This is a genomic window from Lutibacter profundi (assembly GCF_001543325.1).
Classification (GTDB): domain Bacteria; phylum Bacteroidota; class Bacteroidia; order Flavobacteriales; family Flavobacteriaceae; genus Lutibacter; species Lutibacter profundi.
Genome location: NZ_CP013355.1, coordinates 2,157,167 through 2,183,437 on the forward strand (window position 1 = coordinate 2,157,167; position 26,271 = coordinate 2,183,437).

A 26,271-nucleotide genomic window follows, 5' to 3' on the forward strand; every position below is an offset into this window, starting at 1 on the left:
ATGGCTATTATTGTGAATTTAGATGTGATGCTTGCTACTCGTAAAATGAGGAGTTTAGAGTTGGCTACTAAAATAGGAATTACTCCTGCGAATCTTTCTATTTTAAAATCTGGAAAAGCGAAGGCAATTCGTTTTTCCACACTGGAAGCAATATGTAAAGAGCTAGATTGCCAACCTGCAGATATTTTAGAGTATGTACCAAATAAATAATAGTTTCAACTTTAGTTTTGTTAATTTTGAAAACAAATTTGTCATCTGAAACACATTTAGAATGATGGTTTTGATTTTCAACTAAATTTTAAAATTTATGCCTACCTATAAATATCCATATCAATCCAAATTACCAACTGTTCCTACATCAATTTTTGCAATTATGAGTCAATTGGCAGCCAAAGAAAATGCATTAAATTTATCACAAGGCTTTCCAGATTTTAAAAGTGATGAAAAGTTAATTGAATTAGTAAATAAAGCAATGGTAAACGGAAAAAACCAATATGCTCCAATGCCAGGAATTTTTAGTTTAAGGGAAGCTATTGCAGAAAAAACAGAAAACATATGTGGTGTCTCTTACAATCCAGATACTGAAATTACAATTACAGCAGGAGCAACTCAAGCCATTTTTACTGTGATTGCAGCAACAATACAAAAAGATGATGAAGTTATAATTTTTAAACCAGCGTATGATTGCTACGAGCCAAGTATTGAATTGTTTGGAGGAAAAACAATAGCAATACAGTTAAACCCTGAAGAGTTTTCAATTAATTGGCAAGAAGTAAAAAGTTTGATTACCGATAAAACGAAGATGATTATTATAAATACACCTCACAATCCATCAGGTAGAGTTTTATCAAGAGAAGATATGATACAATTGGAGAATTTACTGAGAGATACAAACATACTATTACTAAGTGATGAAGTGTATGAGCATATTATTTTTGATAAAGAAAAACATCAATCTGCAGCATTGTATCCTGCATTGGTTGAAAGAACTTTTATAATTGCTTCCTTCGGAAAAACCTTTCACAATACAGGTTGGAAAATGGGATATTGTATTGCACCTACTGAATTGACAAAAGAATTTAGGAAAGTCCACCAATTTAATGTGTTTAGTGTACATCACCCAACGCAAGTAGCATTAGCAGAATATTTAAAAACACCTTCTAATTATTTAGAATTAGGTAGTTTTTATCAACACAAAAGAGATTTATTTTTAAGTTTAATAAAAGATTCTCGTTTTCAATTTAAACCATCAAAAGGAACGTATTTTCAGTTACTAAACTTTAAAAATATAACCGATGAAAGCGATTTTGATTTTGCTGTAAGATTAACAAAAGAACAAAAAATAGCAGCAATACCAATTTCAGTATTTAACGAAAATAAGTACGACTCTAAAGTTCTTCGATTTTGTTTTGCTAAAACGGATGATACACTAAAAAAAGCTGCAGAAATAATAAATCGAATTTAATGTAAAGCGGCATTAATTTTTAACATAAATTCTCTAATTTTTGAAGGTTGAAGCCACCTTGTTACAATAACTAGACTGTTTTCTCGGTCTACTACAATAAAGTTACCACCAAAACCAGCAGCGTAAAAAATATTTTCAGAAAGCCCTTTCCAATGCCTGTTTCCTTTCGTATTAAGCCACCACATGTACCCATAATTTATAGTTGGTTTTGACGGAGTAATTGCTTTTGAAATCCATTTACTACTTAAAAGTCGCTTACCATTCCAAACACCATCATTTAAAAATAACAACCCAAACCTTGCCATATCTTCTGTAGATATAAAAAGTCCAGCTCCAGAATGACCACCACCAGTAACAGATTTCATATTAATTCCATCAATCTCTGTCCAAGCATTATCATAACCAAACCATCTCCAAGTTGTTGAAGCTCCAATTTTATCCATAATATTTTCTTTTAAGACTTGAGGGATTGGTTTTCTCCAAACATGAGTTAACGCATACGCAAGTACATTTACACGAACATCATTGTATTCCATAACTGTTCCGGGCTCATGAAGTTCTCTTAGTTTCCAATCATCTAATCCACCTTTGCTAGGAGGTCTATCAGCCCAATCTTTTCCACCCCAAAGTTCACCAGACCAATCAGAGTTTTGTTGTAATAAATGTTCCCAAGTAATTTTACTATTGTGATTACCATTAAATGTTCCATCCCAAATATAGTTACCAACTTTATCATGTTCACTAGCAATAAGCTGTTTGTCATAAGCTAACCCGGCCACAGTTGATAAGAAACTTTTGGTAACACTAAAAGTCATATCTACTCTATTCGTATTTCCCCATTTAGAAATTATATATCCATTTTTCAAAATCATTCCAGCAGGGCCACCACGTTTTTTTGTTGGACCTAATATTTCATGAAATGGTTCTTTTTCAAATCCTTTTAATATTGCAATTCTCAAATCTCTTGAACCACTGTATTCGTTCATTTGAGCAAATGAAATGGCTTTAGATAACTTGTTTTTGTCAATTTTATAGTCTGTTGGTTTTTTTTGTTTCCACTCCTTATTTGCTTGCGGGAAATAATTATTTTTTTGAGCTTGAAGAGATAGTGTGAATACAAAAATAAATAACGAAATTAGAAGATGTGTATTTCTCATTTTAGATAGATGTTAAAAAAAAATTAAATTACGAATTAAATTTTAAAACATTCCCTGAAAAAAGTGTAATTTTAGTGGATGCAACCAAAACTTACAATAGCCCTTTTACAAGCCAATTTAATATGGCACAATGCGGTGCAAAATAGAATTAATTTTTCTAAAAAAATAAATTCAATTTCAGAAACAGTTGATATAATTGTTTTACCTGAAATGTTTACAACGGGGTTTAGTATGCACCCCCAGCAAATTGCAGAAACCATGCAAGGCGAAACAATAAAATGGATGCAGCAGTTAGCTTCAGAAAAACAGGCAGCAATTGTTGGAAGCATTATTATTTCTGAAAACAATACATACTATAACCGGTTTTTGTTTGTGCATCCTTCAGGAAAAATTGATTTCTATAATAAACATCATTTATTTACTTTGGCAGGTGAGCATAAAGTGTATACTTCTGGAAATAAAAAATTAATTGTTAATTATAAAGGATGGAAAATTTGCACTCTTATTTGTTATGATTTACGATTTCCTGTTTGGGCAAGAAATGTGGAAGATTACGATGTGTTGTTATATGTTGCAAACTGGCCAAAACCAAGAATTTCAGCTTGGGATACTTTGTTAAAAGCACGTGCAATTGAAAATTTATGCTACACAATTGGAGTAAATAGAGTAGGTGTTGATGCTAATAAATTGGAATATAGCGGGCATTCAGTGGGGTATGATGGTTTGGGTAAAAAGCTAACACATATTAAAACGAACCTAGAAGATAAAGCAATTATTACTTTAAACAAAAAGCATATTACGGAGGTAAGGAATAAGCTTAATTTTTTGAGTGATAAAGATACTTTTGAGATAAAATAAATGAAATTTAATAACCCTGAACTTGATTCAGGGTCTCAGCATATATGTCTTTTATGAGATACTGAATTGAGTTCAGCTTGGTATTTAACTTTTATTTTTAGAATAGAATTATAGTATTGGGTTCAACCATTTAAATTCGTATTTGGTATTAGGAACAACAATACGTTCAGTAATGCGATACATTCTATCTGGTAATTTCATTAAATAATCTCTTGCTTTTTCAGCTTCAGAAGTTAGGTTTGTAATTTTATCAATTTCCCAGATGGTATTTAGTTTTTTAAGAATATCAACATAATCAAAGCCCGTATATACACCTGCTCTTTGTGCAACTACAGAAAATTGGTCAAACAAACTTCCTTTTGTTTCTCCAGAATGTCTTAAATGCATCGCAGGCATTACAATTTTATGTTTCATCATATATTGAAAAGCCAGCATCATTTCACTTGGATCGTAGGTGAAAATTTGTTTTACAAATTCAGTATACGCTAAATGATGACGCATTTCATCACCAGCAATAATCCTTGACATTTTTGATAATAAATTATGACCGTTTTTACGCGCAATTTTAGCAACATTATTATGTGAAATGTAGGTAGCCAATTCTTGAAAACTGGTATAAACAAAATTTTTATAAGGATCACGGGCAGTACCAATATCCATTCCATCAGCAATTAAATGTTGTGTGGTAATTTCAACTTCACGCATATTTACTCTACCTGATAAATACAAATATTTATTTAAAACATCACCATGCCTATTTTCTTCACCAGTCCAGGCACGTATCCATTTTGCCCAGCCGTTATCTTTTTCTTCATTTCGTGGTTTAGAAATTCCATCAATATCCAATAGCCAAGATTCATAGGTTGGCAGCGCTTCTTCTGTAATAGTATCGCCTACTAAAACAGTCCAAAAATCATCATCTAAATCTTTAGATAATTCTCTAATTTCTTTAACTTCTTCCATAAAATTTTCGCTTTGAGAATTAGGAAGAAAATCAGTTGGTTGCCAAATTTTTTCTGGAGCTATTAAAAATTTATCTACAAAAGTATCTATACTTTTTTCTAGGGTTAGCATCACTTCTAACCTGATATTGTTTAACGACATGTTTTTGATTTAGTTTAGTTGTGGCCTAAATTACGGAATTTTTAATTGTAGCCTCTACTTTTTGAAATAAGTCCTCAAATTTCATAGATTTTGCTTCTATTGCTTCGTGAAATTCAAAAGTAATTTTTACACCTAATTCCAATGGAAACATCCCTTTGGTATTCAATTTCCAGCAATTGTTAACTGTTACAGGAACAACGTATGCTGATGGCACAAATTTGGTTAGCATTTTTAAGCCATTTTCTGAAAATCGTTTGGGAATACCATTCTTACTCCTAGTTCCTTCAGGGAAAATTACTGCAGCGTATTTATTTTGTTCAATGTATTTACCAAATTCTTTGATGGCTGTTAGAGACTGTCTAGAATCTTTTCTGTCAATTAAAACAGATCCTCCGTGCCTTAAATTATATGAAACACTAGGAATACCTTTTCCTAATTCTATTTTTGAAATAAATTTAGGATGCTGTTTTCGTAAATAGCATGATAAAGGAGAAATATCATGCATACTTTGATGGTTTGAAACTACAATTAGAGGAACATTTTTAGGGATAGAATATTTATTGATAAACCGAATTCGAGTACCTAAAATATAAAGAAGGTAGGTAAATGTACAATTCATTAAATCTACGGCCATTTTATGACCTCTATATTTCCCTATGTTAAAACCAATCCATTGTAAAACATGAAAAACAAGGAGCAAACAGCCATAAAAAAGATAGAATATAGAAGATAGGATGTACGCCAATAGTGTTTTCATAAAATAAAATTACCCTAAACTTTTAAGTTTAAACCGATTTATTATTTAGTTAGAAAACCAACTATGCCAAGGGATTACAGCAAGAATTAATACGAGTGCAATTGAGTAATAAATGGCAATTGTTTTAAATTTACTATAGTCAGTATCTTTCTTTTTGTGTTTTGAAAACCCTATTGTAATTAATGCAATTGCAATTAATATCATAATTGGATGTTCAACCAAATGTTTTCTTAAAATGCTATTTTTCATAACTTCACCCATTCCATGAGCTTGCATTGATGTAAAATAAGTAGAATTAAAATAGGCAAAAAACCCAATAATTAATTGAATATGTGCTGTTATTAAAGTGAATAAAGAAATTCGAATATCTTTAGCTTTGAATTCTTTTTTTGTACTTAAACCAATAACTGCATTTACTACCGCAATTATTAATATTAATAATACAATATAAGCCCAATAAGAGTGAATCATTTTTGTCATAATAGTTAGTTTTAGTAGCAACAAATGTACTAAAATAAAACTAATTTTATATGTTAAAATATGCGCGTTATTATATATATTGATAAATAAATAATAAGTTTGTAACTAATTTAATAAATACACATATAGGTGAGAAAACTACTTAATTTTATATTTCTATTTTTATTTATCATTCCGTTTTATGGGCAAATTCAATCTTATTATAATGGATTAGATTTAACTAAAACAGGGAATGATTTATTTTTAGAATTGGCAGGCAGACTTGAAGCCACACATACGGCGATACCTTATACAGGGTCTCCAGTAGATGTGTGGGATGCTTGTAAACAGGCTGATGAAGATCCAGATATCAATACAAATTTATTGTTAATTTATGGATTTAATGATAATGATGGAATTCCAAGTACTGATAGAACAAGAAATAAAAACTTACAAGATACGGGAAGTGGAGTATCAGGTGTTTGGAATAGAGAGCATGTTTTTGCAAAATCATTAGCCAATCCAACTTTTGGCACTGATGAACCTGGCCCAGGTACAGATGTTCACAATTTAAGGCCTGCAGATAGAGATAGAAATTCTTCTCGCTCAAATAGAAAATTTACTGATGGTACAGGAAATTCGGGTATCATATCAGCGAATGGAGGTTGGTATCCTGGAGATGAATGGAAAGGAGATGTAGCTCGTATTATTATGTATATGTACACGAGATACCATGGGAATGGTTCTTTAGTGGCAGAAACGAGTTGTTTACCAAAAAATGTAGGCTTTGGTACCGAGTTAGCCATAGATCCAAACATGGTAGATTTATTTTTAAAATGGAATGTTGAAGACCCTGTTTCTCCATTTGAAGCAAATAGAAATGAAGTCCTTTTTGGAATTCAAGGAAATAGAAATCCATTTATAGATAACCCTTATTTGGCAACAATAATTTGGGGAGGATTAACAGCTGAAGACAAATGGTGGGCTAACAATTCCTCAGATACTGAAGCTCCAACAGCTCCAACAAACTTGATAGCTTCTAATATTTTAGATGATTCTTTTGATATTAGTTGGGATTCTTCTACGGATAATGTAGGTGTTTTTGATTATTTAATATATGTAGATGGTGTTTATTTACAATCAGTAACTTCTACTTCTGTAACAATAGTAAACTTAAGCCCAAATACAAATTATAATATTACAATTAAAGCTAGAGATGCAGCATCAAACCTTTCTGCTGAAAGTACTGTACTTAGCGTAGTAACTTTAGAGGGCCCAAAAATTTTACTAGTGGAAGATTTTGGAGATTGTTCACAATTATCTTTTTTTACATTTAATGAGGCAAGTAATAAAGATTGGGGTTGTGAAACTCAGTTTGGAGAAAATAATTCCGGTTCTATGGGGATTAATGGATATCAAGAAGATGTGTTAAGTAAAGATTGGTTAATTACAAATAATCCAATTAACTTTGATGTAGAAACTGGAGAAAAAATAAGTTTTTATACTGATGCAGCATACGGTTCAACACCTTTAGAATTAGTATATTCTTCAGATTATGATGGCTCAGGTAATCCAAGTGATTATACTTGGGCACAGGTTCCAAATGTTACTATTCCAATACATTCTAATGGTAGTGGAACCGAAGAAGTTTATACTTTTACAGATGTAGACATTAGCACTATAACAGGGACTGTGTATTTTGCATTTAAATATTATTCTAATGGAAGTCCAACTAGATGGACTGTTGATAGTTTTGAAATTATTGCAGATAATGACAATCCAGATATGGATGGTGATGGCGTTTTGAATGTAAACGATTTGTGTCCAAATACTCCAGCAGGAGAAACAGTAGATGTAAACGGATGCTCAAATGGGCAATTAGATGACGATAATGATGGTGTTCAAAATAGTGAAGATTTATGTTCTAATACTCCAAGCGGAGAAGCTGTAGATGCAAATGGATGTTCAAATAGTCAATTAGACGATGATGGAGACGGGGTAATGGATAATTTAGATTTGTGTCCGAATACACCAACAGGAGAGGTTGTTAACTCAGAAGGTTGTTCAAACGGACAATTAGACGATGATGGAGATGGAGTTCAAAACAGCAATGATTTATGCCCAAACACCACTCTAGGAGTAACAGTAGATGCTACAGGGTGTTTCACCTTACCCGAGGACAATTTTAATGTTCAAGTAATTAGTGAAACCTGTCCAGATAAAAACAACGGCCAGTTAGTTATCACAGCTCAAACAGTTCAAAATTATGCCGTAACAATTAATGGTACAGCTTATACTTTTACCGATAGTTTAACCGTTGATAGTTTAGCTCCGGGAATGTATAATTTTTGTATTACCGTTACAGGAGAAACCTATGAGCAGTGTTTTGTTGTGGAAGTTATAGCAGGGGTTACCGTATCGGGAAAATCAAGCGTAAGTTCAAATAGAGCCACCATAGAGATAGCAGAAGGCACGGCACCATTTATTATTTATGTAAATGGGCAAGAGGTATTGGAAACAAACTCACCGGTATTTAATGTTGAAGTAAAACACGGAGATTTATTAGAGGTAAAAACGTCAAAATCTTGTGAGGGGGTTTACAGTAAAACAATAGCATTATTAGAAGGTATTGTTGCATATCCAAATCCAACAAGTGGTGTTTTAGAGATAGCCTTACCAGTTTCACAGAAAGAGGTAACAATAAGTTTGTACAGTATCCATTCACAATTAATATCAAGAAAGGTATATCCAATAATAAATGGAAAAGTACAGTTAAATATCGCAAACAAACCAATAGGGTTGTATATAGTAAAAGTACAATTAGATAAACCAGTTGTATTAAAGATTATTAAAAATTAATAAAACAAATGTCATTCCCTGCTTGGCTTGGAATTTTAAGGAATAAATAGCACATAAACTGTGATGTTAATAAAATAGCTTGGGTTGTAACCCAAGCTATTTTAATTTTAATACAGTTATGAAGAAAGAAGATTTATTTTCTGATAAAATTCTAAAGCGGCAGCCCTGTTCTCTATTGTTTTAACTATTATTTGTTAAAGTTTTCTTAGATCAACACCTATGTAAACATAAGATGACGAAATAACCGTAAAAGTAAATAATTCGAAGTGTCTTCTATAAAGGGTGACAACGTAATTCGTTGTATCTGGATTAGCTACAAAATAGGGGGCTATTTTTTAAGCCTGATTGTCTATTTCTTTTATTAATGCACGGGGTTTATCTCGCATTGAATACAGAATAAAAAATGTATTAAAAAAATAATAGACACAAAAAAAGACTATCATTTAAGATAGCCTTTTTTTGTAATTTAATTAAAGTATGTTTTTATTGAAGAACGTACTGACCTCCAGTTAATATAACTTTCATTTGCCAAACTTCATTAGCTCCAGAATAAACATTGTAAAAAACAATAAATTTTTGTCCTTCTGCCATTCCTGGAAAGTTGTTTAAAAGAATTGTATTAATTTTAGCTAATCTAGCTTCAACAGATTCTTCATCTTTTCCAGCTCTTACATCAAAATTACCATAACGATCATTACCAACCAATGCATAGTCAGCAGATGTTAAAGTATATTTAATAGTGTTATCTGGTACCCAAGTAGTTCCATCATGACCAAATTTAATAGTCTCTAAAGCTACATTGTTATATTTAGACCATGAAGTTCCATCAAAAATATAATTATTCACATAACTTTTTGTTTGACCTCCACCTTTGTAAAGTTCATACATTGCTTGAACAATATCTCCAGCTTTTTTAGGGTTAAATTTATAAATATCAGGTAAAGCTAAAGGTATTTTTATAGCAGCTTCATCATGACTTGAAAAATTAGGATAACTTTCACCCATTGCATTATATTCATCTGGAGTAAATCCAACAAATCTAGTCCATTGTCCATTTTCATATAAGAATCCATCAGTTAAAGTAGTTTCTCCACCAGCATAAAAACGGTATCTTAATGAATGAAATTCACCTTCACTTGGAGAAGGGAAGGTTGCATCTAAATAGTTAAATATATGATAACTTCTATCGAAATTCCCATAAGTTCTTCCTGTTATTGCATTGTGTTCCGCATCAGATAATGCATAAACATATCCGCTTGGAGTACTCATAGGGTTATACCATTTAAAGGTAACTGTTGCTAAAGAACCTTCACCCCACACAGGAAACTTTTTATTTAATAAACCAGGTATCATTGCTTTAGCATCATCAATAGAGCTAAAGTTACCATAATTTAAATTCAAAGCATCATAATCATCATCTGATAATGTTAATGTAGCATCACCGCTAATTATTTGTTCTTGAGCATCAAGAACAGCATTTATATCTTCCATAGGGTCACAGGCCGTAAAAAATAAGGCCAAAACCGGTAATAAATAAATAAATTTTTTCATTGTTATTATTTTTTTAATTAAAATCTAATTTTTGCACTTATGTTAAAAGTTCTTCCAAACCCGTACCAAACAAGAGCAGTTTGAGCAGTTGAACCAGCACCATCAGTTGCATCAGCAATATATTGTGTATCAAATACATTGTTCATTCTTCCTATCAAGGTTGTATCTAAATCTCCAATTTTAAACCCGTATCTGAAACTCATATCAAATGTTGTATATGCAGGAGCTTTCCATGCTTGAGGTGCATTAGGTGTACCTCTATCATTAGGATCATATCGAGCGTATAAATTATCAAAGAAGTTAAAATCTACTGTAAAATGTGTTTTTTCCATTATTTTGTAGTCTAAACCTAAAGCTGCTGTAGTTTGAGCAGCATCAGAAACTTTTAAACCATCAATAAACATATTTACAGTATTCACTAAGTTTTGTTCTTCATCAAAAATTTGAATATTTTCAAGGTCATTAGCCCAAGTCCAGTCACCTAGAGAAAGCATTCCTGTTATGGTTAAATTAGGAACTCTATACGTAAAATCTAATTCAACACCTTGATGTAAAGCATTTACTCCTAAAATATTAGCAGTGCCAAATGTACCGTCTGGGTTTTGAAAACTTCTTGTTAAAGTTCTGTCGTTCCACTGCGTTCTGTATATATTAATATTAGCTGCAAATTTTTCACCTCTAAAACCATATCCTAGTTCAGCACTAAATATTTTTTCATTTTCAGCATCCGCATTAATATGTTCATTATCATACTGCAAGAAAACAGAAGTAAATATAGGAGCTTTTTCAAAGTAACCAATATTAGCAAATACATTATTTTCATCATCAATATTGTAATTGGCTCCACCTTTTACACTATAGCCAAAAAAGTCGTATTTATCGGTTGTTTGAAGAGGGTCACTATCTAAGTAGTTAAAATAATCAACTCTTCTATAAGAAGTGTTTGATGCAGCTACAGAAAGAAAGGTAGATAAGTCTTCAGTATTGTACTCTAATTGAGTAAATAACCCTTGCCATCCTACTTCACCATCATTATTATAAGCAAACGTGTCACCAACTTTTAAGGCTCTATTTGGATTGTTTATATCAGAATTATCATAAGCATATTCTCCACCTAACAAATCGGTTACTTCTCTAAAGTGTTTACCAACATAAGATCTAATGTCTACACCACCAATAAATGATATATTATCAGTTAATTCGGTTTTAAAAGTTGATAAAACTCCATACCAACTATGGTCATTTCTTGAAGCTCTTAAGAATGCTTCAGACCCTAACGCTCCGTTAGCTCTGTTAATTTCAACAATATTATCTAAATCAATTGGTTGGTCAAAACCACCTAGTCTAACTTTAAATAAATCTCTGTTAGTACCAGCAGTTCCACCACCACCTCCTGAACCCCAAGAGGCATATAAAGCTGTAGATAAGTTTGTTTTATCACTTATTGTCCAATAGTGATTTAAAGAAGTTTGAGATTTGTGATAGAAGTTGTCTTCTACATGCACTACTTGTCCATTTTTGTAACCCCAGTCTGGGTTAAATTTAATACCACTTTCAGCATTTCTATATGTTGAAATTAAACTTCTGTTTTGTCTTTGACCATGTCTTTGTGGTGCTCCAAAAGAAGTTAAAGATAATTTATGATTGTCATTTATTTGTTTAGAAATATTCACAAAATAATTGTAACCTTCAAATTCGGTTCCATCTACATAACCATTTCCTTTAGTTTTAGCAGCAGAAACTGTTGCAGCAAAACCATTATCTAATAATCCTGTAGAGACAGTTACTCCATATTTTTGGTAACCATCGTTACCAACAGAAGTAGTTACATTTCCTCCTTTTTCAATATCGGTAGTTTTAGAGATAATATTTATTGTACCACCAATAGAAGGTACAGCAACTTTAGAAGCTCCTAAACCTCTTTGTACCTGCATAGCACTTGTAACATCGGCTAAGCCAGCCCAGTTGCTCCAATAAACTCTACCGTTTTCCATATCATTAACAGGCACACCATTAATCATAACAGCAACATTTTCAGAGTTAAACCCTCTTAAATTTAATCTACCATCACCAAAACCACCACCTGATTTAGTAGCATATACACCTGGTGTAGATTTTAAAATTTCAGGAAACTCTTGAGATCCTAATTTATTTTCAATAACATCAGCTTTTATTGTAGAAACAGCTATTGGTGTTTTTCTATCAACAGCAAAAGATACGGCAGTAATAACAATCTCGTCTAAGGATTCTGCAGAAAGTTTTAAAGCAATTGTACCAAAGTTTGTGTCTCCATTAAAAGTTAATGTTTTTGTTTCGTACCCAACAAATGAAACAACAATAGTTCCACTAGAAACCGAAGTTTCAAATGTAAAATATCCATCAAAATCTGATGAAGCTCCTGTCTGTAATCCTTTAAGGACTACGGAAGCACCGGGTAGTGGTTGATTTGTTTCATCCACTATTTTACCAGTAAGTTTAGTTTGTCCAAAAATGATAGATGTTGAAACCAACATAACTACCATTAGCCAATTTTTTAAATTTCTCATTGTGTAATTTTAATTTGAATTAAATGTTTGTGCAAAAATGCAACTAATTATTGATTTGGTTATTTAACTAATTGTTAAATTTTAACAAAAAATTAAGACTATTAAAATTAAGCAAAACAACCTTAAAAACTGAGTTACATCACTTTAAATATTAACAGTTTATTAACAGATGTTAAAATTTTAAAAGGGTTGCTTTTTTTTAAAATAAAAATTAGTTTTTTTCATATATTTTTTGAGCCAATTCTTTCCCTAATTCAACCCCAAACTGGTCATAACTAAAAATATTCCAAATAATGCCTTGAACAAATATTTTGTGTTCATAAAAAGCGATTAAACTCCCTAAAGTTTTAGGAGTTAGTTTTTCTATTAAAATGCTTGTACTAGGTTTATTTCCTTTAAATACCTTAAAAGGTAATAGTTGATTAATATCATCAATATTGCCTTGTGTTTTTAAATCTAAATGAACTTCTTGTTTTGTTTTACCTTCAGCTAAGGCTTGTGTTTGGGCAAAAAAGTTTGCCATTAATTTTTTGTGGTGTTCTTCATCTCCGTAGAGCGATTGTTTGAATCCAATAAAATCTGCGGGAATTAATTTTGTTCCTTGATGTAATAACTGCATAAAGGCATGTTGAGCATTTGTACCTGTACTTCCCCAAATAATATTACCAGTTTGATAATTTATATTTTCGCCATTTCTATCAACACTTTTTCCATTACTTTCCATAATGGCTTGTTGTAGATATGGAGCAAATTTTGTTAAATATTGTGTGTAAGGTAAAATAACTTCTGTTTCAGCATTAAAAAAGTTAGTATACCAAACACCAATTAAGCTAGCAATAATTGGAGCATTTTTTTCAAAAGGAGTATTTTTAAAATGTTCATCCATTTCAAAAGCGCCAATTAGAAGGTTGTGAAAATTTTTAAATCCTATCGCCAAACTAATGGAAAGGCCAACAGTACTCCAAAGTGAAAAACGACCTCCAACCCAACTCCACATTGGGAAAATATTTTCAGAAGCTATTCCAAATTCACTAGCCATAGTTAAGTTTGTAGACACAGCTACAAAGTGTTTTGCCACATCTTTTTTGTTGGCTGATTGTAAAAACCATTTTTTTATTGTAGTTGCGTTGGTTAAAGTTTCTTGTGTTGTAAATGTTTTTGAAACAATTATAAATAAGGTAGTTTCAGGATTTAAATTTTTGAGTACTTCTTGTACATGGTCACCATCAATATTTGAAATAAAATGAATATTTAAATGATTTTTGTAATATTTTAAAGACTCTACAACCATATCTGGACCTAAATCTGATCCACCTATACCAATATTTACAACATCGGTAATTGTTTTTCCTGAATAGCCTTTCCATTGGCCAGAAATAACACTACTACTGAAAGAATCCATTTTATTTAATGCCTCTTTTATTTCTAGCATTATATTTTTATCATCTACAATAATTTCACTATCTAATTGGTTTCTTAATGCGGTATGTAAAACAGCTCTCTTTTCGGTTTGATTAATTTTTTCTCCTGAAAAATAAGCATTTATTGCATTTTTTAAATCAACTTCATTTGCAAGGTTTAATAGGTGGTTTAGTGTTTTTTCTGTGATTCTATTTTTTGAAAAATCAAATTCAAAACTATTAAAGTTAATGGTGAATTTATTTTTTCTGTTACTATCATCTCTGAATAATGTTTTTAAATGGATATCTTTAACTTCTTTATAGTGAGTAGTTAGTTGTTTCCAAGCGTTGGTTTTTGTTGGATTAATATTTTTCATGGACATATTCTAGTTCTTTAATTCTTCTTTTGAAATTACTATATCATCAGTTAGTTCAGGGTAATTTATTTTATCTAATTTAGTTTTTAGAGGCTCTATAAATTTAAAATAAGCAGCTTTTATTTCCTTTTTCATGGGTTTTGCAGCAGGCAACTTTTGCTTCAGAGGGTCAACTTGTTTCCCGTTTTTCCAAAATCTGTAACAAACATGTGGTCCTGCCGTATTTCCAGTCATTCCTACATATCCTATAACTTCACCTTGTTTTACAACATCACCAACCTTTACGGCTCTTTTACTCATATGTAAATATTGTGTGCTGTAGGTTCCATTATGACGAACTTTTACATAATTACCATTACCTCCTTTATAACGAGACTCTATTACAGTTCCATTTGCAGTTGACATTATTGGAGTCCCAACTGGGCCGGCAAAATCTGTACCTTTGTGAGGTCTAATTCTGTTGCCATAAAAAGCAATTCTTCTACGTAAATTATAACGAGAAGAAATTCTACTAAATTTCAAAGGTGCTTTTAAAAATTGGCGACGTAAATTTGCTGCTTTATCATCAAAATAATCGGGAATGCCTATGGTTGAATCTGCCAAAAATTTAAAGGCATAAAAGGGTTTGCCTCCATGTTCAAAATAGGCAGCTTTTATTTCTCCAATGCCAACAGGGATACTATCATTGATGTATAACTGCTCATAAATTAATTTGAATTTGTCATTTTTTTGCAATCTAAAAAAGTCAATAGTCCAGGCGTATATGTCTGATAATTCATAAGCGAGGTATAGATTCAAGCCTTGTTTATCCATTGCTTCAGAAAGGTTATTTGTAATTACACCTGAAGCGGTTTTAATAACTGTCTGTATAGGTTTTTTAGCATTATAAGCTGTAATTATAGAGTCTTTAAAATCAATTACGGTATAGCGTACTTTGGAGTGTTTATAAATAAAAACTTGTGCTTTTTCAGTTGAATCTTTTTTTGCTAAAATGGTATAAGGGGCACCACTTTTAATTTTACGAACATTAAAAGTATCTTTAACTTTACTTACTATTTCAAGTACTTTTGGGTATTCAATATGATGTTTGTCAAGTATTTCACTGAAATTTTCACCAGGTTTAATAGTGTCATTAATTACCTTGTAATTGCTTAATTTAAAACCATACTCATAAATTTCAATGGGTTCTGGAGGTGTTTTTTTTATTTCAGGTTTGTCATCTTTACAGGCTATAAAAATTAAAGCAATTAAAAGTGAAACTATTTTTTTCAAGAGGTGCTATTTTACGAGTTAATTTAGAATAAAAAATAAAACGCAAAAGTACAATTTAATTGTTAAAAATAATATTAAAAGGGTGGACTAAACCTTTAAACTCATCTAAATCGGCTCTAAGTGATCCAACAGCTAGAGAAGCTTTAATACGGAGAGGAATTTTATTTTTATCATCACTTATCCATACGGTAACACTTTCTTGTTCTTTAAAAACTCGGCCTGCCTGTACAATTGGTCTAAATTTCAAGGCTCTAACGTTACCATATTTTGTTTTTATAATTTCTTTACCTAAAAACCGAAGTTTGAAGTTGGTAATTTCTTGATCTAAAAACATTTTTAATTCAATTTCTTCGCCAATTGATAAATTATTAATTTTTTGATTTCTTAAAAAATATAAAGAGGATAACATATCCTGAATGTTACTACTTATTGGATATTTTTTTTCGGTTTTGTGTTTGTGGTTTTTAACAATAGCATGATTTGTATCATAATCAAATAAAATCTCCTTGTCTTTAGTATGTCCCCCTTCGTTAATTTTTCTAATAAACCGGTAGGGTTTTAAAGATTCTTTGTATATAAAGGATTCATAATTATCATTTACTTTAAAAAACAGGCTAATAAACCCAGTAGATTTTCCTTTTCCTATAATGTGAAAAGCTTCTTTTGAATTATTTGTAGTTTCCCTAACTTCAATTGTTGAATAACCCGCATTAAAAAAATTACTATAGCTCATTCTAAATTTAAGCCATTCTCCTTTTTGAAAAGCAAATTTTGTTTCAGTATTTTCATTCCCAGATGACTGTGCGAATGAATACATTGAAATTATTAATATTAACAGGTTAATTAATTTTTTCATTAGTTTATTAATGGACGATTATTTTGTAGATAAATTACAACTACTGTTCCAAAAGTAATAAAAGCTTAACAAATAGGGTTAAGCTTTTATTAAAATAATAGTTTTAATTATAATGTTCCTCGTCTTTCTTGTTCTGCTTCAATTGATTCAAAAAGCGCTTTAAAATTACCTTTCCCAAAAGATTGTGCACCTTTTCGTTGAATTATTTCAAAAAAGAGCGTGGGTCTATCTGAAACGGGCTTGGTAAATATTTGTAATAAATAGCCTTCATCATCTCTATCAACTAAAATACCTAAATCTTTTAATTCGGCTAAATTTTCATCAATTTCGCCAACTCTATCTAAAACAGTATCATAATATGAGCCGGGAACATATAAAAATTCAACACCTCGCTTTGTCATAGCTTTTACAGTTTCTAAAATGTTATTAGTTGCAACGGCAATGTGCTGAACACCTGGTCCGTTATTAAATTCTAAATATTCTTCAATTTGTGATTTTTTAAGTCCTTCAGCAGGTTCATTTATTGGAAATTTAACTCTACCATTGCCATTGGTCATTACTTTACTCATTAAAGCTGTAAATTGGGTTGAAATATCTTTATCATCAAAAGTAATTAAGTTAGCAAAGCCCATGGTTTTACGGTAGAACTCAGACCAAACGTTCATTTCATTCCATCCAACGTTTCCTACCATATGATCAATATATTTTAACCCAACATCAGTTGGGTTGTATATAGATTCCCACTTTTCAAATTTTGGTAAAAACAATCCGTTATAATTTTTACGTTCTACAAAAATATGAACGGTATCTCCGTAAGTATGAATTCCAGAGCGAATAACTTCTCCGTTTTCATCACTTTCTTTGGTTGGTTTTAAAAATGATTTCGCCCCTCTTTTTGTAGTTTCTTCCCAAGCTTTGGTTGCGTCTTCAACCCATAAAGCCACAACTTTAACTCCGTCTCCATGTTTTTCTATATGTTCAAAAATTTCATTATTTTTTGAGTTTGGCATTGGAGTAGTTAGTACTAGCCTAATTTTATCTTGTACGAGTACGTAACTTGTTCTATCGGTTAAACCAGTTTCTAAGCCGGCATAAGCTAAAGATTGAAATCCGAATGCAGTTTTATAATATACTGCTGCTTGTTTGGCGTTTCCTACGTATAATTCTACGTAGTCAGTTCCTAATAAAGGTAAAAAATCGTCGGCTTCAGGAAATATTTTTTCTAAGCCATAATCAAAGTTTTGTATGTTTTTTAGTTTTTGCATTTTTAAAATTTTAATAAAAGAAAAAAAATATAGAGAAATACTACGCTAAACCATTATGGGAACCATAGTTGTTTTTTAAAATTATTCTGTTTTTTCTTCGAGTTTGTTTAATGTTTCGGTATTAATGTGTGTTTTACGATGAGCAATTAAAAAAGGTATTGTAATTTGTTAGCCTTTCTTCTTTGCTCTTTTTTCTAGCAGTTTAATTTATTCAATAATCCATGATTTATAGTAATCATCAACTTGTAAATTCATAGCTTCTTCAGTAATCATTACTGGATTAAAAGGGTCAATCATTACTGCTAATTCTTCAGTTGATTTTTTACCAATACTTCTTTCAATAGCTCCTGGATGTGGACCATGAGGAATTCCTCCAGGATGCAATGTTAGTTGTCCTTTTTCAATATTATTTCGGCTCATAAAATCACCATCAACATAATATAAAATTTCTTCAGAATCAATATTGCTATGATGATAAGGTGCAGGAATGGATTTTGGATGATAATCGTACATTCTTGGTACAAAAGAGCAAACCACAAAATTTGCCGCTTCCCAAGTTTGATGAATAGGTGGAGGCATATGAATTCTTCCTGTTATAGGTTCGAAATCATGAATTGAAAAAGCATATGGATAATTAAACCCGTCCCAGCCAACTACATCAAAAGGATGGTTTTTATAAGTATATTCCCACAGAATTCCTTGTTTTTTAGCTAAAACTTTAAATGCTCCTTTTTCGTTATGCGTTTGTAAATTTGTAGGCAATCTAAAATCTCGTTCACAAAAAGGAGCGTGCTCTAATAATTGTCCAAAATTATTTCGATAGCGATTTGGAGTTACAATTGGGCTAAAAGATTCGATATATAATAGCCTATTTTCTTCAGTTTTAAAATCTATTTGGTACAAGGTACCACGAGGGATTATTAGATAATCACCATATTTAAAATCTATATTTCCATACATAGTTTTTAAAGTTCCAGAGCCAATATGTACAAATAGTAGTTCGTCTGCATCTGCATTTTTGTAAAAATAGGTAGATGAAAATTCTTTTGGAGCAGCCAATCCAATATGTAAATCGTTATTAACAAAAAGTGTTTTACGGCTATCTAAATAGTCTTTTTCAGCGTTTAATGAAAAACCTTTAAAACTCAAGGCTTTCATGTTTTTTTTAATAGCTACTTTTGGAGTTACATTTTTCACTTCTTTTATTTCTGTAACAACTGTTGGTGGATTAATATGATAAATTAATGATGACATTCCTGCAAAACCAACAGTTCCAAAAAGTTCTTCTTGGTAAATACCTCCATTTGGGTTTTCAAAAACGGTGTGGCGTTTTGGAGGAATTTTACCTAATGAATAATATCTAGGCATGTTTTTAATTTTTTAGTTAGTATTTAATATAAAGTCTCTTTAAAATTTAATCAACTTTAAAAAGTATTGAGGTTGATTTAAAAACAGAGGTGTATACACAAGAAAATTATGGAATCCTCTTATGTTGAAGAGTTAATTCATTCAGGATCTCTCTTGATTAAGAATTTTAGAAGTAATAATAATCCGGTCCAAGTATTTTTCATACTTTACAAATATAGCATATTTTTTTTGGACTAAACTAATAAAAAAGAGCGCTTTAAAGCACTCTTTTTGTTTTGTGGATTCTTTTATTTAGGAAGTTAGAAAGAAATTCCATTAATTTCAATAACACGTTTAATTTGTGGAGCGTGTCTTTTTATTGTGGCTTCAACACCATTTTTTAAAGTCATTTGATTTACTGAGCACCCCAAACAAGCCCCTTCTAACTGAACACTTACGGTGTTATTTGTTATTTCAACTAATGAAATATTTCCGCCATCAGCTTCTAAGTAAGGTCTTATTTCTTGCAAAGCAAGCTCTACGCTAGCTTTAAGTTCATCAGTTGTCATACTTAATTATTTAGTGCTACATCCACTCATTGTTGTAATTCTTACAACTTCAGTTGGAGGTAAGTCGTTATTTCTTTTTACCAATTGTGTAAGTGCGTTTTTGGCGATTTCTGAAAAAGCATTTTCTAAAGGTGTGTTGTCTTGCAAGGCAACTGGATGACCAATATCACCAGCTTCTCTAATACTTTGTACCAAAGGAACTTCACCTAAAAATGCAGTTTCTATATCTTTTGCTAAATTTTTAGCACCGTCTTTGCCAAAAATATAATATTTATTATTAGGCAATTCTGCAGGAGTGAAGTAGCTCATATTTTCAACAATACCTAATACAGGTACGTTTATATCTTCCTGTTTAAACATTGCTACTCCTTTTTTTGCATCGGCAAGTGCAATAGCTTGAGGAGTACTTACAATTACTACACCTGTAATTGCAACAGCTTGTACAATAGATAAATGAATATCTCCAGTTCCAGGAGGTAGATCAATTAATAAAAAATCTAATTCTCCCCAATGTGCATCAAAAATCATTTGGTTTAGAGCTTTAGAAGCAATTGCACCTCTCCATATTACGGCTTGATTTGCATTCGTAAAAAAGCCTAATGAAAGTATTTTAACACCATAACTTTCAATAGGTTTCATTTTTGAGCGCCCGTCTATTTCTACAGATAATGGTTTTGCATTGGGTACATCAAACATTAAATGAATTGAAGGGCCATAAACATCGGCATCTAAAATACCAACTTTAAATCCCATTTTTTGTAATGAAACAGCCATATTTGCAGTAATTGTAGATTTTCCAACCCCTCCTTTACCTGAAGCTATGGCTATAATATTTTTAATTCCTGGAATAGAATTTTCTTTTAATTTAACTTCTTTTGTAGGAACTATTGCAGTTACATTTACTTTTACATCAATTTTTTGATCAATTTGGCTGTGGATAGCCTTCATTATTTCAATTTCAATTTTCTTCTTTGCTTGTAAAGTAGGGTTGCTAATGGTAACATCTACAACAACTTCTTTGTCAAAGGTTACAATATTTTTAACGGCTCCACTTTCAACAAGACTTTTACCTTCGCCAGGAGCGGTAATAGTTTCAAGTACTTTAGTTATATCTTTTTTATTTAAATCCATAATTGTTTATCTAAAATCATTCTAAACAACAAATATACAGAGTTCTGATGGATATAAAAAAAATCCAATAAAAAAGAAATGTAGTAGTAGTTACAAAGAAATTAGGTGTTTAATTCTTTGAAAGGATCCCAAAAAACAGCATTCAAATTTTGGATTTTATTTTCTTTAATAATAATACCTTCACTTTCTAAAAGCTGTTGCATTAAGTTTGTACCATCAAAATGATGTTTGCCAGTTAATAATCCATTTCTATTAACTACTCTGTGTGCAGGAATTTCATCAATGTTATGAGAAGCATTCATGGCCCAGCCAACCATACGAGCCGATTTGGCTACTCCCAGATATTTTGCTATTGCGCCATAACTTGTAACTCTTCCGTGGGGAATTAATTTTGCTACGGTATAAACTTTGCTAAAAAAGTTTTCAGAATTGTTCATTCTTCAAAAATAACAATTTAATAACGAAGTCTAAATTTAATATAAGTAATAGGTTTTCCTTTTTCTAAATATTGATTTTCGTAAAAGGTTTGGGTTGAAGTTGCTTCTATAGGAGCGTGTGGGTTATTATAAATATTGTGATGTGCATAATCAATTTCGTGATTTTCACCTTTAAGCAGTCCTAATGTATAACCATGCATAAATTCACTGTCGGTTTTTAAATGAATAGAGCCTTTAGGTTTTATAATATGGTGGTATTTTTTTAAAAATTCAGGATTGGTTAATCGATGTTTTGTTCTCGTATATTTAATTTGTGGATCTGGAAAAGTAATCCAAATTTCTGAAATTTCATTTTTATCAAAAAGAAAATCTATCAATTCAATTTGAGTTCTAATAAATACAACATTGGTAAGGTTTTCTTCTAATGCTGTTTTTGCACCACGCCAAAAACGGGCTCCCTTTAAATCAATGCCTATATAGTTAGTAGTTGGGTTTTTACGAGCTAAAGAAATGGTATATTCACCTTTTCCACAGCCTAATTCTAAAATAATTGGGTTATTATTTTTGAAATGGTTATGCCAATTTCCTTTCAACGAAAAACCTTGAAGTAACTCTTTTCTTGTAGGTTGGATTACATTAGAAAACGTTTCGTTTTCACGAAATCTTTTAAGTTTGTTTTTACTCCCCACAAATTTAAGGTTTTAAAAGGAAATGAAATAAATAAGAAGATAAAAGACTACTCGTTTACGGAGTTTCTATGTTTTTTAAGTTCTCCTAGCCAGTAGATAAAAGCCGTAAACGCAATTACAACCAATATCCAGTTTATTGTATTTTGAGTCCACCAATTAGTCATAAACCTTAAAGCATCAAATGGTTGGAATAAAACATTGGTACAAAAATCACCTATTGCTTTAAAAATATTGTTTGCAATCATATCTTAATTATATTTACAGGCAAAAATAGAAAATATAGTAATGATAGCAAATTTTTTTAATAAAACTAAACCAATAGCTACATTTAGTATAGCTATATTACTATTTATATACTATTGTATATCAATTTTAATGAAAGGTTTTGATAGTTTTTCAGTGATGTTTGTTGTAAAAAAGGCACTTTACTTTTGCTGGTATGTTTTATTTTTATTTTTATTTATTTTTATTCTAAAAAAAAATAAACTTACTCAAGATAATTCTTACGCATTACTTTTAACTGTTTTTATGTTAGGAGCCTTCTCAAAAACTACTTTTTTAAATCACATTATTTTTTCAAATATAACACTGCTTTTAAGTTATCGAAAAATATATAGTTTAAGAAGTGGAATAAATACTAAAATAAAATTGTTTGATGCTGCTTTTTGGATTGGTATTTCAACATTGATATACTCTTGGAGTATATTTTATATACTTTTAATTTATGTTGGAATTTTTATATATCAAAAGGGTAGTTTTAAAAATTTATTGATACCAATTGTTGGATTTGTAACACCTATTTTTATTTATTTTACGTATTGTTTATATTTGGATAGTTTGCCAACTTTTTACGATAACTTTAATTATAATTTTAATTTAGATTTTGTTGCGTACAATTCATTAAAATTTTTAATACCAATAACATTTTTAATAACTATATTACTGTGGTCTATTTTGTCTGCTACTCCAAAAATTATTTTAATAAGTAATAATTTAAAATATTCATGGAATGTACTAATAAATCACCTTCTAATTTCTATAGTAATTATCATTTTTTCACCAGTAAAAAATGGATTAGAATTCTTTTATTTAGTATTTCCAGCATCAATAATAATTGCAAATTTTTTAGAAAGAAGTAAGTCGACAATATTTAAAGATATAATATTGTATTTATTTTTAGTTATATCAATAAGTGTGTACTTTTTATAACTTTTCACCAAAAGCTAAGTCACCAGCATCACCTAATCCAGGGACAATATACCCTTTGTTATTTAATTCATTATCAACAGTTGCTATCCATAATTTTGTACTTGAAGGAAAGTGTTTTTTTATAAGGGTAATGGCTTGTGTAGACCCAATAACGCAAGCTAAGTAAATTTCTTTAGGTGTACCATGCTTTTTTAGTCCTTCAAAAACACTGACAATTGATTGTCCTGTGGCTAACATTGGGTCGGCTAAAATAAGGGTTTTACCATCTAAATTTGGGGAGGCAAAGTATTCAACTTTAATTTCAAATTCAGTATCAGTTATGTGTTTTCTATAGGCAGAAATAAATGCATTTTCAGCATCATCAAAATAATTTAAAAGACCTGTGTGTAAGGGTAACCCAGCTCTTAGGATAGAACACAAAACAATATCATTTTTAGGAATAGGAACTGTTTTAGTTCCTAAAGGAGTAGTTATAATTTTATTTTCATAGTTTAGAGATTGACTTAATTCATAAGCTAAAATTTCACCAATCCGTTCTATATTTCTTCTAAAGCGCATGGCGTCTTTTTGAACAACAACATCTCTAATTTCAGAAATAAACTTATTTAACAATGAATTTTTAGTATCGAGGATGTTAACAATCATAGAAAAAAATATTTTTACAAAAATAACATTTTAAATTAAGAATTTAATGAAATAAATTTGGTTAATTTTTAGGTGTCAAACGTGCCTAAAAAATATTAATTCTAAAGATTTTCTAAAATTTTAGAGGCCAGTAGATAACTACATATAAATTTGAAATGGTAAAACACTGAATATGAAAAGTGTAATGCAAAATAATATGTTTGTTCGAGCGCAGTCGAGAACTATAGCCTGAATTCAAGAACTTAACGCAACAAATCATAATCTTAGATTTGTTGTATGAAACTATCTACTGACCTCTAAAATTTTATTTACTACAGTTTTAGGTGAAATACTTCTCATAACATCTTCATAACCTTTACACACTTTGTTTCCATAAATAGAACAAGGAATGTTAGGGTATTTTTTTAGATTGGGTAAAATAGCATTTTCAAATGGTTGATTAAATGGAGAAAATCCGGTAAAAGGATGTGTAATTCCCCAAATAGTTAGTGTATTAACACCTAGCATTGCAGAAAAATGAGCATTTCCAGAATCCATACTCACCATACAATCTAGGTTTGAGATAAGATTTAATTCTTGTTCTAATTTTATTTTCCCAGCAACATTTAAGGTATTTGAATATTTATGAGCTATATTTTCTAAAACTTCAACCTCTCTTTGACCACCGCCAAACAATAAAATTTTAAAATTTTCTTTATTTTCTAAATTTGCAATTATTTGCTCCATTAAGTCAAGAGGATACATTTTAGAATTGTATTGGGCAAAAGGTGCAATGCCAATCCATTTCCCTTCTTTACGTCCAGTTATGTTTATAATTTCGGGTGTTAATTTTTTCTTTTCAGGAAATTTCGGATTGGTAATATTAAGCTGAAACCCTAATTTTCTAAAAGCATCTGCATAGCGTTCATGAGTTGTTTTTAATTGCTTAAAAATTTTATTTTTAGAGCGTGTTAATGCGCGTTTTTCACCTCTTCCTTTATCTATGTACGTAATTTTCACAAACATAAATTTAAAAAAAGTTCTTAAAATTTTTGAACGTAATACATTGTGCAAATCTACTACAGCATCAATTTTTAAATGTTTTAACTCTTTAAAAAGCGTGTAAATACCCCAAAACCCTTTGTGTTTGTTATTAACATCAGCACTGTAAAAAGAAACATTTTTTAGATCTGCAAATAAAGGCTTTAAAAAAGGTTTAGAAAGTACGGTAACTTTTACAGTTGGATGCTGATGAGCAAAAGCTCTTAAAACAGGAACAGTCATGGCTACATCTCCCATTGCAGACAGCCTAATTACTAATAAATGTTTAATTTCACTCAAAATAAAAATAAAAATTTAGTTATAAAAAAACAAAAGTACACAATAGTTTTAGCACAAAAAACTTATATCAATTGCACAAAAAAATAATACATATCATAAAATGTTTAAATTTGCTTAAATTTTAGAAATAGATGATACAATCAATGACTGGATACGGGAAAACCGTATTGCAACTTTCAACCAAAAAAATTACGATTGAATTGAAATCGTTAAACAGTAAAAATTTAGATTTAAACGTTAGAATTCCTTCTTATTATAGAGAAAAAGAATTAGATATTCGGAAAAAACTAGCGTTAAATTTAGTTAGGGGAAAAATAGATTTTTCTATTTATATTGAAAATAATGGCGGTGAGCTATCATCAAAGATAAATGAAAAAGCAGTAAGAGAATATATAAGCCAATTAAAAAAAATTGTTAATTCTGATGAAATAGAATTATTAAAAATAGCGGCTAGATTACCCGATTCTTTAAAAGCAGAGAGAGAAGAATTAGACGAAGAGGAATGGAATAAAATAGCTGAGGCAATAAATAAAACGATAAAAAAAATAATTTCATATAGAACTGATGAAGGAAAGGTGTTGCTAAAAGATTTTGAGATGCGAGTTGCTATTATTGAAGATTTATTAAATAAAGTAATTGAAATAGACCCAAAACGTATTGAAAATGTTAGATTGAAATTAAAAAAAGGAATTGAAGAGTTGGAAGCGAAAGTTGATGAAAATAGATTTGAACAAGAACTTATTTATTACATTGAAAAATTAGATATTACAGAAGAAAAAGTTCGTTTAAAAAATCATTTAAACTATTTCTTAAAAGAATTAAAAGAACAAACATCAAATGGTAAGAAATTAGGATTTATAACTCAAGAAATAGGTAGAGAAATTAATACTATTGGTTCAAAAGCTAATTTTGCAGATATGCAAAAATTGGTAGTTCAAATGAAAGACGAATTAGAGAAAATCAAAGAACAAAATCTAAATGTTTTATAAATATATTAA

24 protein-coding genes are annotated in these 26,271 nt (G+C 30.5%); 6 read left to right on the plus strand and 18 right to left on the minus strand.

From position 1 onward, the window contains the following. Nucleotides 1–210, plus strand: a complete 210-nt coding sequence (locus Lupro_RS09535) for a helix-turn-helix domain-containing protein (protein WP_068209315.1) — start codon at nucleotides 1–3, stop codon at nucleotides 208–210. 97 nt (nucleotides 211–307) lie between these two features. Then, nucleotides 308–1,465 (plus strand): methionine aminotransferase, encoded by a 1,158-nt coding sequence (locus Lupro_RS09540; protein WP_068209318.1) that lies wholly within the window; start codon nucleotides 308–310, stop codon nucleotides 1,463–1,465. On the opposite strand, the gene Lupro_RS09545 is transcribed toward Lupro_RS09540, so the two are convergent. After that, nucleotides 1,462–2,622: a serine hydrolase domain-containing protein gene (locus Lupro_RS09545; protein ID WP_068209321.1), complete on the minus strand. Its 1,161-nt coding sequence runs from the start codon at nucleotides 2,620–2,622 to the stop codon at nucleotides 1,462–1,464. The genes Lupro_RS09540 and Lupro_RS09545 overlap by 4 nt on opposite strands. 78 nt (nucleotides 2,623–2,700) lie before the next feature. On the opposite strand from Lupro_RS09545, the gene Lupro_RS09550 reads away from it, so the two are divergent. Further along, the gene (locus Lupro_RS09550) at nucleotides 2,701–3,480 is read left to right on the plus strand and encodes an amidohydrolase (RefSeq protein WP_068209324.1); all 780 of its coding nucleotides are present in this window, start codon (nucleotides 2,701–2,703) and stop codon (nucleotides 3,478–3,480) included. A 108-nt stretch (nucleotides 3,481–3,588) separates the two neighbouring features. Here the strand turns inward: Lupro_RS09550 and Lupro_RS09555 are convergent, their stop codons facing one another. From Lupro_RS09555 to Lupro_RS09565, 3 genes are read right to left on the minus strand one after another with little or no spacing between them, the layout of a single operon-like run. After that, nucleotides 3,589–4,584, minus strand: a complete 996-nt coding sequence (locus tag Lupro_RS09555) for an acyl-ACP desaturase (RefSeq protein ID WP_068209327.1) — start codon at nucleotides 4,582–4,584, stop codon at nucleotides 3,589–3,591. A gap of 25 nt (nucleotides 4,585–4,609) precedes the next feature. Then, complete coding sequence (locus Lupro_RS09560; protein ID WP_068209330.1) at nucleotides 4,610–5,341, minus strand: lysophospholipid acyltransferase family protein; 732 nt, start codon at nucleotides 5,339–5,341, stop codon at nucleotides 4,610–4,612. 45 nt (nucleotides 5,342–5,386) lie between these two features. Then, a complete protein-coding gene (locus Lupro_RS09565; RefSeq protein WP_068209333.1) occupies nucleotides 5,387–5,821 on the minus strand; it encodes a hypothetical protein in 435 nt (144 codons plus the stop codon). 129 nt (nucleotides 5,822–5,950) lie between these two features. Between Lupro_RS09565 and Lupro_RS09570 the strand changes: the two genes are divergently transcribed. Beyond that, entirely contained in the window at nucleotides 5,951–8,659 is a 2,709-nt protein-coding gene (locus Lupro_RS09570) for an endonuclease (RefSeq protein WP_068209337.1), read from the plus strand. Between the two features lie 483 nt (nucleotides 8,660–9,142). Here the strand turns inward: Lupro_RS09570 and Lupro_RS09575 are convergent, their stop codons facing one another. The 12 genes from Lupro_RS09575 to Lupro_RS09630 form a co-directional block, all read right to left on the minus strand. After that, on the minus strand, nucleotides 9,143–10,210 hold the full coding sequence (locus tag Lupro_RS09575) for a hypothetical protein (RefSeq protein ID WP_068209340.1): 1,068 nt from the start codon (nucleotides 10,208–10,210) through the stop codon (nucleotides 9,143–9,145). A 17-nt stretch (nucleotides 10,211–10,227) separates the two neighbouring features. Next, the gene (locus Lupro_RS09580) at nucleotides 10,228–12,756 is read right to left on the minus strand and encodes a TonB-dependent receptor (RefSeq protein ID WP_068209344.1); all 2,529 of its coding nucleotides are present in this window, start codon (nucleotides 12,754–12,756) and stop codon (nucleotides 10,228–10,230) included. A 211-nt stretch (nucleotides 12,757–12,967) separates the two neighbouring features. Next, on the minus strand, nucleotides 12,968–14,539 hold the full coding sequence (pgi, locus tag Lupro_RS09585) for a glucose-6-phosphate isomerase (protein ID WP_068209347.1): 1,572 nt from the start codon (nucleotides 14,537–14,539) through the stop codon (nucleotides 12,968–12,970). Nucleotides 14,540–14,542: 3 nt separating this feature from the next. After that, complete coding sequence (locus Lupro_RS09590; RefSeq protein ID WP_068209350.1) at nucleotides 14,543–15,805, minus strand: peptidoglycan DD-metalloendopeptidase family protein; 1,263 nt, start codon at nucleotides 15,803–15,805, stop codon at nucleotides 14,543–14,545. A 55-nt stretch (nucleotides 15,806–15,860) separates the two neighbouring features. Further along, complete coding sequence (locus tag Lupro_RS09595) at nucleotides 15,861–16,661, minus strand: DUF3108 domain-containing protein (protein ID WP_068209353.1); 801 nt, start codon at nucleotides 16,659–16,661, stop codon at nucleotides 15,861–15,863. A gap of 107 nt (nucleotides 16,662–16,768) precedes the next feature. After that, nucleotides 16,769–17,926 carry a 4-hydroxyphenylpyruvate dioxygenase gene (hppD, locus tag Lupro_RS09600; RefSeq protein WP_068209356.1) on the minus strand — a complete coding sequence of 386 codons (1,158 nt, stop codon included), beginning with the start codon at nucleotides 17,924–17,926 and terminating at the stop codon, nucleotides 16,769–16,771. Nucleotides 17,927–18,133: 207 nt separating this feature from the next. Next, the gene (locus tag Lupro_RS09605; protein ID WP_068209360.1) at nucleotides 18,134–19,294 is read right to left on the minus strand and encodes a homogentisate 1,2-dioxygenase; all 1,161 of its coding nucleotides are present in this window, start codon (nucleotides 19,292–19,294) and stop codon (nucleotides 18,134–18,136) included. A 299-nt stretch (nucleotides 19,295–19,593) separates the two neighbouring features. Next, complete coding sequence (locus Lupro_RS09610; RefSeq protein WP_068209364.1) at nucleotides 19,594–19,842, minus strand: NifU family protein; 249 nt, start codon at nucleotides 19,840–19,842, stop codon at nucleotides 19,594–19,596. 6 nt (nucleotides 19,843–19,848) lie between these two features. Continuing rightward, nucleotides 19,849–20,973, minus strand: coding sequence for an Mrp/NBP35 family ATP-binding protein (locus Lupro_RS09615; protein ID WP_068209367.1), 1,125 nt, complete (start codon nucleotides 20,971–20,973; stop codon nucleotides 19,849–19,851). Nucleotides 20,974–21,074: 101 nt separating this feature from the next. Then, complete coding sequence (locus Lupro_RS09620) at nucleotides 21,075–21,410, minus strand: MGMT family protein (RefSeq protein ID WP_068209370.1); 336 nt, start codon at nucleotides 21,408–21,410, stop codon at nucleotides 21,075–21,077. Nucleotides 21,411–21,427: 17 nt separating this feature from the next. Then, entirely contained in the window at nucleotides 21,428–22,099 is a 672-nt protein-coding gene (gene trmB, locus Lupro_RS09625; protein ID WP_068209374.1) for a tRNA (guanosine(46)-N7)-methyltransferase TrmB, read from the minus strand. Nucleotides 22,100–22,146: 47 nt separating this feature from the next. Beyond that, nucleotides 22,147–22,344 carry a DUF6341 family protein gene (locus tag Lupro_RS09630; RefSeq protein WP_068209377.1) on the minus strand — a complete coding sequence of 66 codons (198 nt, stop codon included), beginning with the start codon at nucleotides 22,342–22,344 and terminating at the stop codon, nucleotides 22,147–22,149. Nucleotides 22,345–22,384: 40 nt separating this feature from the next. Here Lupro_RS09630 and Lupro_RS09635 point away from each other — a divergent pair, with 40 nt between their 5' ends. Further along, complete coding sequence (locus tag Lupro_RS09635; RefSeq protein WP_068209379.1) at nucleotides 22,385–23,308, plus strand: hypothetical protein; 924 nt, start codon at nucleotides 22,385–22,387, stop codon at nucleotides 23,306–23,308. Here the strand turns inward: Lupro_RS09635 and upp are convergent. Beyond that, nucleotides 23,303–23,953, minus strand: a complete 651-nt coding sequence (upp, locus tag Lupro_RS09640; RefSeq protein WP_068209382.1) for a uracil phosphoribosyltransferase — start codon at nucleotides 23,951–23,953, stop codon at nucleotides 23,303–23,305. The genes Lupro_RS09635 and upp overlap by 6 nt on opposite strands. A gap of 282 nt (nucleotides 23,954–24,235) precedes the next feature. Next, complete coding sequence (locus Lupro_RS09645; RefSeq protein WP_227807438.1) at nucleotides 24,236–25,273, minus strand: glycosyltransferase family 9 protein; 1,038 nt, start codon at nucleotides 25,271–25,273, stop codon at nucleotides 24,236–24,238. Between the two features lie 131 nt (nucleotides 25,274–25,404). On the opposite strand from Lupro_RS09645, the gene Lupro_RS09650 reads away from it, so the two are divergent. Further along, nucleotides 25,405–26,262: a YicC/YloC family endoribonuclease gene (locus Lupro_RS09650; protein WP_082703891.1), complete on the plus strand. Its 858-nt coding sequence runs from the start codon at nucleotides 25,405–25,407 to the stop codon at nucleotides 26,260–26,262. Nucleotides 26,263–26,271: the final 9 nt, after the last annotated feature.